Below are 11,961 nucleotides of genomic sequence, written 5' to 3'. Positions count from 1 at the left end.
GAGGCCGGCGTCCCTCCACAAATCGCTGTAAGCAGCGGGGTCTTATAGGAACTTAACTTGAATGGTCCCACCACAGAGGACACCGAAACACAGAGAACCAAGGCAATCCCGCTCCTCTGTTGCTCCGTGCCTCCGTGGTAAAAGACGAATCCGTTTGATTTGGTATTATGCCTGGGCTTCGCAATGAATGGGAAACCGAATGGGGAGCGGGGGGCTGAATGCCTCTCCCTCCATCATCCGTTCAAGGGAGCGCCTTTTCGCTGCGGACGACCGGCATGCCGACGTGGTTGATGAGCGTAATGTTCGTGGCTTCTTCCGGAAGGATCGGCGTTGCCATCTCGGCGTGCATGGGCATGCCGTATCCGAGCAGGATCGGCAGACGGGGCGCAACGCCTTCCGCCGCCCAACGCGTCAGCTTGACGCGATGATTGCTTCCGGAAATGGTCGCGAGCGCGTGCACGGTGTAGTCCGATCCCTCGCCCGTCCATTCCAGCTCCACATCGGCATTGCTTCCGCGCCAGAGATAGAGCAACGGCCCATGCACGGTGTTGCCCCGGCAGCGGCGGGTGACAATGTTCCCGTTGATCAGCAGATAACCCCGCTCGGTTCCCAGTGCCGTACAGCCGATGAGCTCGGTTTTTTCCCCATCCGCCGGGCCAACAATCTCGAAACCGGCACGCGTGTTGATGGCCGTGCAGTTGATCAGGGTGGTTTTGCCGGTGGTTTGGTTTCGCGGTCCGCCCTTGCTGTAGGTGCGGAAGCCGTCCTCGGTCAGGCTTTTCCGGTAGCCGGGCGTGATGAGATAACGACCATCGCGGTTTTCGTATACGGATCTAAATTCAAAATCCGCGGCCATCCCGGTGGTATCGCGCAGCATGTCGCTGGTGGCGCGGGTGATGCCTTCGGCATAGCAATCCTGCACCAGCGTATTGCGCGCGCCCTGGATGTAGAAACAGTGGCCGAACGCGCGGCTGATCACCTTGCAGCGTTCGAGCGTGCAGTGGTCGCCACCGATCATCAATCCGCTCTGCTTGCCCAACGGGGCCATGCCCGGGTTCTTTCCTTTGCCTAGCAGGTCGCCATAGCCATAGGGCGAGGAGCCGTGCATGAACAGCGTTACCCCTTCGAGCGTATTATGGTCGCCCCACAACGATAGCGCGTTGCCGTTGGTTCCCTGCTGCGGGCCGACATAGCGCATCGTCAATCCCTTGATCCGGTTTCCGTTTCCGGAAACAAAGAGGAAGCGGTGGTATCCAAACGTTGGAAGGTGGTCATAGATGGACGTATCGACTTCCAGCACCACGCCATCGAGATTGAAGACATTGTCGTTGCCGCTGAAGACCAGCACCGGCACGGGCGGCCGGCTGCCGTTGCCACGATCCACCCCCTTGCCGACCGCCGCCAGCATTTCGGGCGTCAGGTAGTCCTTCGCCGAATACGTCCCCGGCGCCATCGTGATTTCGTTCCCGCTCCGGCTCGCGAATTCCATCAATGCGCCCAGGCTTGAAACCGTATGCGAAGCCGCCATGCCGGATGAAGCAAGCAGTGCGGCAACCACACCAACCATCGAATATCCAAAACCAGTCTTCACCATGTCCTCCTATCTTTCCGGCGCATCAAGCCGGCCAATACCACCACCACGAGCAGACCGCCAACGCCCATGAAGAGTATGTTGCGATCCGTCAACCCGCCTTGCGGTTCCTCGACAGCCTTTTGAACCGGAGCAACGGGTTCCGGTTTCGGCGCGGCTTTCGGTTGAACGGGTTCCGCGGCCTGCACAGCGGGAGGAACCACCGGGGCTGCGGGTGCCACGTTTTCAACGGCAGGCACCGCCGGCTCGGTATTCCAGTTGCGACAGAGGATGATGGTTATCCCTGGTTTCAGGTTCGCGCTCCGGCCGGTGGCCACCTGGCCGGAAACGAGTTCCTTCGCCCCGACAAATTCCGCCGGAATCTCAACGCGGAAGGTCTGGGAAGCGTCGCAGTTCATCGCGATGAAATAGGGATCGTAGTTCATGGTGTAGAGCTGCCCCTTGCCGGCCAGGATATGTTCCTGGCCGACCTCATAGGAATCGTCGCCCGTCACCTTGGCAATCGGTTCCTTAACCCCGGCCATGGCTTGGTATATGCCTTGGTTTGTATACCAGCGCTCTTCCCGGCCGCGGCTGAATTCCATGTTGGTGCGCTCGGGGAAGGTGTAGACTTCGCCGCTGTCCTCGAAAACCGTTTCAATATTCACGATGGCATCGCGTTCGATATATGGCGTCATATAGTGCACCCGCGCCAGGTTGTTGACGGAGTGGCGCGCTCGCCAGTAGAGCGAGGCATAAAAGAAAGTTCCCCGATCCTTGAACGCCAGCACCCCGTCGCCCGGATCGGCAAACACAAAGTCGGGTTGGCCGTCCGTCATCGGCAGGCGATAGGGCTGTTCCGGAAGCGAAGCAACATATTCATACAGCTCCGGCACATTCAGCAAATAGGTCTTGGAATTGGTGTGCCGGCTCTCCATCCGCTCCTTCACCGCCGCAAAGTATTGGTTATCCTCCAGCATTTGCTGGCCATAACCCAACAGCACCTTGTCCCCGGTGGAGACCGCAACCTCGAAGGCACCGCCGTCGCGACCGTTGGTTTGGTCGTAGATCACGTTGCCCGGATATTTCCAGTCGCGCCAGCCGATGAGCGCCTCCTGGTTCATGCTGCGATACCCGTCCTTATCCACCAGCGGATAACGGAACGGCGCGCGGGCCCGGATCATTTTGATCAGCTGTTCCCTGAGACGCTCGTCTGCGCCCTCCGGCGAGGATTTGGTTGCTTCATAAATCGCGAAACCGGAATCCGAAATAATTTCGCCGTATGCGCCCACATACCCAAGCTCCTTCGTCAGCCCCGCCTCCGTGAGCAACATCTTGTTTTTTCCCTGACTCCAGTCCGGCCGCGCATTTTCGTCCCAGCTACCGCTGAACGGTTCCAGCCCCATGGCTTCGTACAGCATCAACCGCGCGATCTCTTCCGGCCAGGCCTTCGAGGGATAGATCAGCCGGACTGCCAGATTACAGTAGTAGGTATTCTGGTCCTTGATCATGCACTGGTTGGTATAGGCGCGGCGGCCCTCGCCCGTTGCCGAACAGTTATGGTTCCGCGAGGCAACCATCATCTCTGCCCAGGCCTTTCTGCGCGGCGTGCTGGTTCCCGGCACGTCTTCATCCAGCCAGGGTTCCAGGTCTTTATGCGTCAATCGGATCGCATCGCCGATGGGCCCTTTAAAGATCCAACGCACCCCTTCAATCTTTCCGTCCTTCTCGCGGAACTCCAGATAGTGGGCATCGATGGCTTCCACCATCCGTTCCAGCGCCTTCCTATTTTTATAGGCGGTGTTCCACGGCGTGTTGTAGGCATGGCCAAGATACTGGATATTGTACTCATGCTTTTTGCCACCCCGCGCCATTTCGCCATCCGAGCGGTCGTTCAGCTCCTTCTTCAGCTTTTCAATCACCTCGGCGCCCGGCGCCTGGCGCACAGGAATATTCGCCGGAGGTGCCCCCTGGATTTCACCTTCAACGGGTTCGAAACAGGGATTCGTATGAACATAGGCGCGGTAGATCCCACGCGACGGCTCCTTCATCATTTTCTGGTAATCCGCGATCTTGGCCGCATAGCCGTTGATCCCCCCCTGCCCCTCGACCGTAAGCTCGATCTCGGTCTTGCCCTGGGTCATGTGGATGGGCAGCGGCCGGGTGGTGTAAAGGAAACGACCCGGATAGCGCGCCAGATCGTATTTCATGATATCCAGCATATCGATGGTACCCAGATGGCGCGTACCCAGCTGCTTACCATTCACATAGAGACAAAGGCGCGATTCATATTGATCTTCGCTGCAGGTATCCCCACCCCAGAACTTGGCCGTGAAATAGTTGGGCTTTTCCGGATCGACCTTCATCGTCACCGTAAACCTGCCGCCGCGCCACTCGCCCTTGGCCAGCAACCGCCGCGCCTTCAGCCCCAGCGCACCGTCGAATACCTCGCTCAGCTCCGCCTCCATTCCATGCGCCATCTCCGAAGCCGGATTCCCCAGCACCACGTGGTCGACCATCTCCGCCGAAGCCCTGCTGGGGCTGCCGAGAAAACCCAATACCGCAATAATGCAGAAAACCAGACTGCGACCGCTCAACTGGAGGGGCGCACGCCGTGCGCCCGGCCAGACAGCGTCTGCCCCTCCAAAGGCACAAGCCATGGCCACCGTTTTTAACATATAGAGCATTTTAAATAATTCTATAGCCATTAGATGAGTCATTGTGTAGAGTTCTTTGCATGAGCACTCTATCACTGGATCTACGCCAGAGAATTCTGGCCACCTACGATGCCGGAGAAGGAACCCGGCAGGACATTGCTGACCGATACAAGGTATCGCTTGGTATGGTAAAGAAGCTCCTCTCGCAACGGAAGCGAACCGGCGATATCGCCCCGCTTCACAGCCATTCAGGAAGAAAACCCTACTTCACCCAAGAGCACCGGAAGCAGATGAAAACGCTGATTGATCGGCAACCTGATATCACGTTGTGGGAGATCCGAGAGCAACTGGAGCTCGATTGCACGCTGCCTGCCATTCACTATGTACTCAAGGACATGGGGATGAGCTTTAAAAAAAACGCTTCACGCCAGCGAGCAAGGGCGCGAAGACGTGAAACTCGCACGGGCTGAGTGGATGGCCATGCAAGGGCAACTTGACATTGCTCGGTTGGTCTTTATTGATGAGGCTGGAGCCAAGACCAATATGACTCGGCTGTACGGACGCTCGCCGAAAAATGAGCGGGCTTACGATCACGCCCCGCATGGCCATTGGTGTACCACCACCATGATCTCCTCCATTCGTTTCAACGGAGAAACAGCCTGCATGGCGATTGATGCCGCCACAAGCGGCGATGTATTCCGTGCCTATGTCGAACAGGTTCTAGCTCCGACTCTTCGAGTGGGCGATATCGTTGTGCTTGATAACCTCTCGGCTCATAAGGACAAGGCTTCGTTACAGTTGATCGAAGAAGCTGGGGCAGAGGTTTGGTTCCTTCCGCCCTACAGTCCTGATCTCAATCCCATCGAAAAGATGTGGAGCAAAGTAAAGCAATTGCTTCGCGGGGAAAAAGCGCGCTCCCTGGAATCTCTGTTTGATGCGATCGGCGCTGCCTTAGGGTGCGTTAGTGCGGCGGATGCTCAAGGTTGGTTTGCCTCATGCGGCTACAGTTTAAATTAAATTGCTCTAGAAATCCTTCTTCATCAAACGCCCCACTCCATCAGTTGGTTGACCCCTACGTTTTTCTTCAGCTCTATCACCCTTTTCCGCCCGTCCCCATAGGGCGCAGCCAGCTCGACCGTCTGGTCGGTCCTCGAACAAAGCAGCACCTCGATCCGGTTTGCGTCGAGGTTCCACCGGATCGAAACCTCAACACCGCCGCGCGCGAGCAACCGCTTCACCGAACCCTGGCTCCATTCCTTCGGAAGCGCGGGGAGCACCCTGATTCTTCCGGGCACGGAAAACAGCAACATTTCCTGAACGGCGGCCGTCCACCCAAAGTTGGCGTCGATCTGGTACGGCGCCAGATGCATCGGCACCCCGATGCCGCTGTTGCGCCAGTCGTTGTGCGTCGTGTAGAAATTATTCATCACGCAGGCGCGAGAGAGCAGGCCCAGGCAGTTGAGCGCATCGTCGCCCTCGCCCATGCGCGCATAGACGTTCGCCATATGCGCCAGCGACCACCCGGTCTGCGAGCCGATGCCGATTTCGAGCCGCTTGCGAATTGCGATCTCAAATCCCTGGAACAGCTGCGGGTCGGACTCGCGCGTGACCTCCAACCCCGGAAAGACCGGGTAGATGTGCGATTGGTGGCGATGGCGATAGTTGTCGTCGAAAAACGGATGCATCCATTCGCAAACCGCGCCGTCCCCATTGATTTGGTAGGGCGGAATCCGGTCGAGCATCGCCTGCCAGCGTTCCACGTCGTCGCCGCTTTCGACCAGATGCATCAGCACCTCCTTGGCCAGTGCAAAGTCCATCGTGGCATTCATCGTGGTTTCCATCGAAAGCATGTCGGCCGCGCCCTCGGCATAGTTGCCCGGATGGTTTTCCGGCGAGTTGGACGGCGAACTCAGATAAAACCCATCTTCATTGATCGTAAAGAAATCCTCGTAGAACTGCGCCACCTCGCGCAGGTAGGGAATGCAGCGCTCCGTCAGAAACACCTCGTCGTTGGTGTGCAGGTAATAGTCGTAAAAATGCTGGCCAATCCATGCCGCCGCGCCCGTCCAGTGCAGGATGTGCGGTTGGATGTCCTTGAACAACCCCGACGGCGGCGTGGTGATGCACGACATCAGGATGCCCCGGCAACCATACAGCTTGCGGGCGTTTTCGCGGAAGTCGTCCATCATGCGCTCGACATAGTCGAAGACCGGCAGCGCCACCTCCGGCATGTTGCCGGACATCGCCTGCCAATAGTTCATCTGCAGGTTTTCGTTGGCCATGTTGAACGTCCAATAGCCGCGGTACGAACCGCACCACTTGCCCTGCAACGGACACGGATGGCTCCCCTCGCGCGAACTCGAAATCAGCAGGTAGCGCCCATAGGCCCACATCTTTTCCACCATCTCCGTCGGCACCGCACCCTGATAGGCCGCCATCAGCAATTCTTCATTGGAACGCCCATGCCCGGTCGCGCCAAGATCGAGCGTCAACCGGTTGAAGATTTCGCCGTGCAGTTCCGCATGCGGAGCCAACAACGATGCGTAGTCCGCATTCAATCCAGCAACGTCGGATTTAAGCCGCGCCCAATCCTTTTCACGCTCGCCCTTCACAAACATTTTTAGAATGACCAGCACCCCGTCACACCGCCCCGGTTGCTTGGCTTGCGGGGAGCCACCACATAGTGGCGGCTCTACCGGTACAGCCTGCACTACGTGCTGGCTTTCCGTTTGAAAGACGCGAGCGACAGCGCCAAAGTCGGTGCCATCGTCGTTTTGCGCCGCATAGAAGATCCAGCCGGGCTCATCCGTTTTCACTTCCCGTTTTCCAGGAAGCTTCGGATCGGGCTGGTCGCAAATGTGGGCATCGAGGCGGTCGTGTAGATCCAGCGCAATGTCAACCTCCAGGGCACCGCCAGCGCTCGCGACCTCCATCACGACGCAATCGTCGGCGCGGGAAACAAACAGCTTGCGGCAATAGTCCACCCCGTTGTCCCTCCACGAAACCAATACCTCGCCGGTCGCCATGTCCAGCTCGCGGCGGTAGTTGGTAAAGCCGTGGCTGACCGGGATCTTGATTTTCAGGTCGCCCAGCGGAAGCGGTGCGCCGATGTCGGCGGTATAGCCCGCTTCCTTCAGCGCATTGGAAAGAATGGGGTCGGCGGCATAGGCATCGCCCTTCGCCAGCAGCTCGCGGATTTCCGGCAGGGTGTGGCTCACGTCCGGCAGCTCGTTCGTCACCACCTCGTGCCACAGGTCGTCATGCGTCAGCAGCACGGTTTCCTCATGCACCGCGCCATACGCCGCCGCACCGATCGTTCCATTCCCGGAAGGCAGCGCCTCCTTCCACATATCCCCCTGCCACCCGGCGGGAAAATTCATCGTCAGTTTGTTCTTCATAAAAAAACCTTAAGGGCGCAGTGCGTCTTTTAGTTCAATGTGGGCGTGGCTTGTTTTCCAAAGCGGCATGCCCGCTTCATCGAGTCCGGCCACTTCCGGCCGGTGCAGATGCTCTGGCGCCTGCCCGTGGTTCATCATTCTTGCCATCAGCCGTTGCGTCAGCTCCCGTGCAACCGGGGCAAGTTCGGGTTTATCATACAGGTTGCACGAATCGGAGGGATCGTTTTCCAGGTCGTACAGCTCCCAGCCATCGAAGCTATGCGTACACAACTTCCAGCGGTCGGTGCGCAGCATGGCACCGGCCCCGAAATGGGTGGGGCCGTGCGGCGCGCGCAGGTTGGCCTTCCTGATGGGCTCCTCCAATGGAGCCATCTGGATTCCGCCCTCGGCAAAAACATCCGCGCGCGGTTCATGGTTTGCACTCAGCAGCGAATAGGCGCGACTGCCCTCCGGCTGGGGGACGCCACAAAGGTCCAGCACCGTGGCGAAAACATCCAACGCCTCAACCAGGTTTGCCTGACGCCCCTTCGGAATGGTTCCCGACGGATCCCACAACACCAGCGGAACGCGCACCAGCGAATCGTAGAAGGCCGCCATCTTGTGCGTGACGCCATAGTCGCCGAGGAACTCGCCGTGGTCGCTCCAAAACAGGACGATGGTTTCGTCGAGGATGCCCCGCTCCTCCAGCTTATCGAGCACACGGCCGAGTTGGTCGTCGACATAGCGGATCTGCCCGCAATACATCGCCATCGCCTTCTTGAAGTCCTCCTCGGTCGCTTCGCCGGAGCGGGAGTTTTCGCGCCAAAGCGTCATGCGCCGCGGCTCGCCCGCCACCGGCCCGCGGCGGAAGTTGGATGGCAAATCAAACTGATCCGGAGAAAACATCGAGGCATACGGTTCCGGGCAGGCGAAGTAGGGATGCGGATCCTGGTAGTTGAGCGTCAGGAAAAACGGTTCGCCGGTTTGGCAACGCCGGTCGATGTAATCCAGCCCGGCCGAGGTGAGCCGCTCCGTCAGGTTCGAAGGGCTGGATGGATCGAGTACGCCGGCGCTCCAGCTGCGGGCATAGTCCGGATGGTCGTCCATGTTGCCGATGCAGATATCCTCGCCCTCGTCGTAGAGCACGCCAATGGCATCTTCGGCCATGATGTGGTCCTTGCCGAAGAGCGCGCGGTGGTAGCCGGCCGCCTTCAGGTTGTGGAACAGGTTGGGGTGCTCCGGATGCATGCGGCCGCCATAGTTGCGGCATCCATGTTCCGAGGGATATTGCCCGGTGACGACCGACACCCGGCTCGGCCCGCACATCGGGCAGGAAACAAAGGCCCGCTCGAAGTTGGTGCCCATTGCCGCCAGGCGCGACAGGTTGGACGTGCCGATGAACGGGTGCCCGTTCGGCGTCATGTAGTCCCACCGCATCTGGTCGGGGTTGACCACCACTATGTTGTACAGCCTTCGATCCATGAAACCCCTACTCGACGACCAGCTCCTGGAAGGCGGAGTTTTCGCCCCGCGAGGTGACCGGGGAAACCTGCCAGACGATCCAGCGGAACGAACCGAAGGTTCCGTTTTGACCGGCGCGGAACGCGACGCCTGAAAATTCGCTCTTTTCCATTTTCGTCGTATCGAACGAGCCCAGCGGCACAAACTTCGAGGCATCGCCCAGATCCCATCCTGGATCCTGCTGCGACGCACTCGCATAGAGGGTGACCTTCTGTGCGCCACGGCTCCCCCCCTGGTTGCAGCTCCAGCTGGTGATGGCCGAAACCGGCACGGCTTTGCCCAGATCCATTTTGTATGCACCGTCGCTGATGCCGTTGCCGAAGACCGGGCCATAGCCTTGGTTCAGCTGGCCATCGACCAGGATCGGCAGCGGATCGTTGTTGGTCTTTTGATTGGCAACGACCTTCTTGGCGGACGGCACCGGCTTGCCTTCGGCCACCACGTCCACAAAAGGAGCACCGCCCACCGCAATCGCCTCACTTTGCTGATTGCGCAACACCTGAACCTGGAGCGCCGCATCCGACAACGCCGTGTAGACCGTCAATAGATCGGCGATATTCCCGACTTTCCGTCCGTTGAGCCCCTGAACCAGGTCATCCTTCCGGAGTCCGGCCTTCGCCGCCGGGGAACCTTCGGGAACCGAAGCCAACACCACGCCGCCATCCTCCTTGCCGGCCCCGTAGGCTGAAAATTCCTCGCCGGAAAGATCGTGCAAACGGGCGCCCAGCCAATACGAACCCAAGGCCACCTTTTTCATCGTTGTCGGCTTCATGCGCAACTTGGTGCGCTCGAATACCAGCTCCGGAATGACGGGCGTTTTTGCGATCGCCTTGAGCGTTGCCTTTTTCACGCCAAACGAATCCATCGGGAAGTTCTTGAAGCCGATTTCCAGCGCGGGCGAACCGTCTTTGACCGAGAAGTCGCCGCCGGCCGGATCAACAAACAACGCGTCGCCGGAGAGGGAGTTCACATCCCAGCCGGAAGCGGTGAAATAATCCTTCTCTTCGGGGAAACCGGTAAAGAAGAGGTTGCCATCGATCCGTTTTCCGCTGGCGCCTTCCTTCGGTACGTTCACGCCGAGCGGCGCGCGCATGACGATGTTGGCGAAGAATTCGTCGCCGCTGTTGTTGTACCAGACGTGCGGGTGGAAGCCATTGTTCACCATCACGTTGTTCCAGGCGCGACGGCGGAACCCCTCGCGGAACTTCAGGCCGCCGTTGAGCATGAGGTTGTTGTAGATATCGTAGTTGGAGGAGCCGTCGTCGAGGTCGATGTCCCAGCCGTGGTCGCAGCGCCAGCGGCTGTTGCGGATGACGGTGGTGTGCATCGCGTCGAGGAACGGCAGGTTGGGTTCCTGGTCGATCACCCGCTGCGATTCCGCACGGTTGCTATGCCAGAAACGGTCGCGCCCCCAGGAATTGAACGAGCCGTGGTCGTGCGTTTCAAGAACGGTATCGAACACGTCGCAACCCTCGATCAAATGGCCGCCCCAGCAACCGTCGCCAATGTTGAGACCGGCGCGCGCGGTGTCGTAGACCGAACAGTCGCGCACCGTGATCTTCATCGCCATTTCAATCTGCACCCCGGCGGGCTGGCGCTCCACGCGGCCAATGCCATGGATGAGGCAGTCTTCGACCGTGCTTTCGGCCGGATAGTTGTCGGTCTTGGGGCCGACCGTGCGGTCGATCTTGTCGAGGTCGTTTTTCTCGCGGTATTCGAAGAGCGGATCGCGTACGGCATCGGGATCGCCGACAAAGCAGACCCCGCTCGCCCCGGCGTCGTGGATGTGGCAGCCCTTGACCAGCGTGCGGCGGTTATAGTTGTTCACGAAAACGGCGTTGCCGCCAACCTGGTCGAATTCGCAATCGAGAATGGACACCTCTTCGGTGCCGGTGAGCATGAACGCACCGCCGCGATAAATCGCCCAGTCGGAACGAAGCATCTGCTCCTTGCAGTCCATGAACGTGCGCGCCGCGTGGCGCACCGTGAAGCCCTGGAGCGTGACGCGCCTGACCGGCTTCTTCGCACTGCCCTTGAACTCAACCAAATGGCGAAGGCGCACGACCTCGACCTGCGCACCTTCCAGATCGGCTCCGGCTTCGGGCATGTAGTAGAGGGTGCCGCTCTTCGCGTTGTGGAACCATTCGCCGGGCGCATCGAGCTCCTCGAAAATATTTTCCACCATGCGGTAATCCTTGTGCATCCCCATCTTGCGGTTGTTTTGCCAGCCGCCTTCATACACCACTTCGCCCTTGGCATCCTTGCCGGTGATCCGGTAGTGGTAGCCGCCCCACCGGTTCTTGTGCATGGCGTGGATGTAGCCGCCCGCCGGATCGGCCCAGCCTGCGGCGCGCTCCTTGGAAAAGGCATCGGCCGCGTAGCCCTGGTAGGCGGCGGTGGGTTGGTTGGCATCATAGTTCGGGTAGCGGGCCATGCGCTGGTTCCTGCCGTTGATGAAGAGCTGGTCGATCTCCAGCCCCTTGGGCGTCTTGGCCTTGAAGATTCCATTTTTGAAGGGCGCCCACTTCAGATCCAGCCGCGATCCTCCGCTCAACACCGCGCCGCCTTCGTTCATCGCCTTAAAGACCACGCCCGAATCCTCCGGCGTGAAGACGAGCGTTTCCGGCAGATAGTAGACGCCGTCGGCCACATGCACCGTGGCATCGTTGTGGCTCCGCGCCAGGTCGCGCGCTTTTGCCAGCGAAGCAACGGGCGCGTCCGCCGTTCCAGGATTGCGATCCGAACCATTCGGGGCCACATGGATGTCCATTGCGTCAACCGACCCACAGGCCACTAAACCCACCATCAAACACATTGTTTTATTCTTCATACCTTC

General features: G+C 59.3%; 7 protein-coding genes. 2 read left to right on the top strand and 5 right to left on the bottom strand.

The window, feature by feature from the left end; genetic code table 11:
• Window positions 1-241: 241 nt before the first annotated feature.
• Window positions 242-1,594: a right-handed parallel beta-helix repeat-containing protein gene (locus tag E9954_RS01670; RefSeq protein ID WP_136077512.1), complete on the bottom strand. Its 1,353-nt coding sequence runs from the start codon at window positions 1,592-1,594 to the stop codon at window positions 242-244.
• Window positions 1,588-4,278 carry a hypothetical protein gene (locus E9954_RS01665; RefSeq protein ID WP_136077511.1) on the bottom strand — a complete coding sequence of 897 codons (2,691 nt, stop codon included), beginning with the start codon at window positions 4,276-4,278 and terminating at the stop codon, window positions 1,588-1,590. The genes E9954_RS01670 and E9954_RS01665 overlap by 7 nt, the downstream gene beginning before the upstream one ends.
• 29 nt (window positions 4,279-4,307) lie before the next feature.
• Here E9954_RS01665 and E9954_RS32935 point away from each other — a divergent pair, with 29 nt between their 5' ends.
• Window positions 4,308-4,697 carry an IS630 transposase-related protein gene (locus E9954_RS32935; protein WP_222847016.1) on the top strand — a complete coding sequence of 130 codons (390 nt, stop codon included), beginning with the start codon at window positions 4,308-4,310 and terminating at the stop codon, window positions 4,695-4,697.
• Complete coding sequence (locus tag E9954_RS32930) at window positions 4,678-5,244, top strand: IS630 family transposase (protein WP_222847015.1); 567 nt, start codon at window positions 4,678-4,680, stop codon at window positions 5,242-5,244. The genes E9954_RS32935 and E9954_RS32930 overlap by 20 nt, the downstream gene beginning before the upstream one ends.
• A 23-nt stretch (window positions 5,245-5,267) precedes the next feature.
• Here the strand turns inward: E9954_RS32930 and E9954_RS01655 are convergent, their stop codons facing one another.
• From E9954_RS01655 to E9954_RS01645, 3 genes are read right to left on the bottom strand one after another with little or no spacing between them, the layout of a single operon-like run.
• Window positions 5,268-7,625 carry a glycosyl hydrolase family 95 catalytic domain-containing protein gene (locus tag E9954_RS01655; protein ID WP_136077510.1) on the bottom strand — a complete coding sequence of 786 codons (2,358 nt, stop codon included), beginning with the start codon at window positions 7,623-7,625 and terminating at the stop codon, window positions 5,268-5,270.
• Between the two features lie 9 nt (window positions 7,626-7,634).
• The gene (locus tag E9954_RS01650; protein WP_136077509.1) at window positions 7,635-9,086 is read right to left on the bottom strand and encodes a sulfatase-like hydrolase/transferase; all 1,452 of its coding nucleotides are present in this window, start codon (window positions 9,084-9,086) and stop codon (window positions 7,635-7,637) included.
• A gap of 7 nt (window positions 9,087-9,093) precedes the next feature.
• On the bottom strand, window positions 9,094-11,955 hold the full coding sequence (locus E9954_RS01645) for a right-handed parallel beta-helix repeat-containing protein (protein WP_222847014.1): 2,862 nt from the start codon (window positions 11,953-11,955) through the stop codon (window positions 9,094-9,096).
• Window positions 11,956-11,961: the final 6 nt, after the last annotated feature.

It is taken from the genome of Pontiella desulfatans, assembly GCF_900890425.1.
GTDB classification, from domain to species: Bacteria; Verrucomicrobiota; Kiritimatiellia; order Kiritimatiellales; family Pontiellaceae; genus Pontiella; species Pontiella desulfatans.
Note: the sequence above shows the minus strand (reverse complement) of the source record. Positions and strands in the feature narration are given on the sequence as shown.

What these genes read in the sequence shown, in the direction of transcription:
- E9954_RS01655 (WP_136077510.1), bottom strand. Translation starts at nt 7,625, where the DNA reads ATGAAGAACAAACTGACGATGAATTTTCCCGCCGGGTGGCAGGGGGAT.
- E9954_RS01645 (WP_222847014.1), bottom strand. Translation starts at nt 11,955, where the DNA reads ATGAAGAATAAAACAATGTGTTTGATGGTGGGTTTAGTGGCCTGTGGG.
- E9954_RS01665 (WP_136077511.1), bottom strand. Translation starts at nt 4,278, where the DNA reads ATGGCTATAGAATTATTTAAAATGCTCTATATGTTAAAAACGGTGGCC.
- E9954_RS01650 (WP_136077509.1), bottom strand. Translation starts at nt 9,086, where the DNA reads ATGGATCGAAGGCTGTACAACATAGTGGTGGTCAACCCCGACCAGATG.
- E9954_RS01670 (WP_136077512.1), bottom strand. Translation starts at nt 1,594, where the DNA reads ATGGTGAAGACTGGTTTTGGATATTCGATGGTTGGTGTGGTTGCCGCA.
- E9954_RS32935 (WP_222847016.1), top strand. Translation starts at nt 4,308, where the DNA reads ATGAGCACTCTATCACTGGATCTACGCCAGAGAATTCTGGCCACCTAC.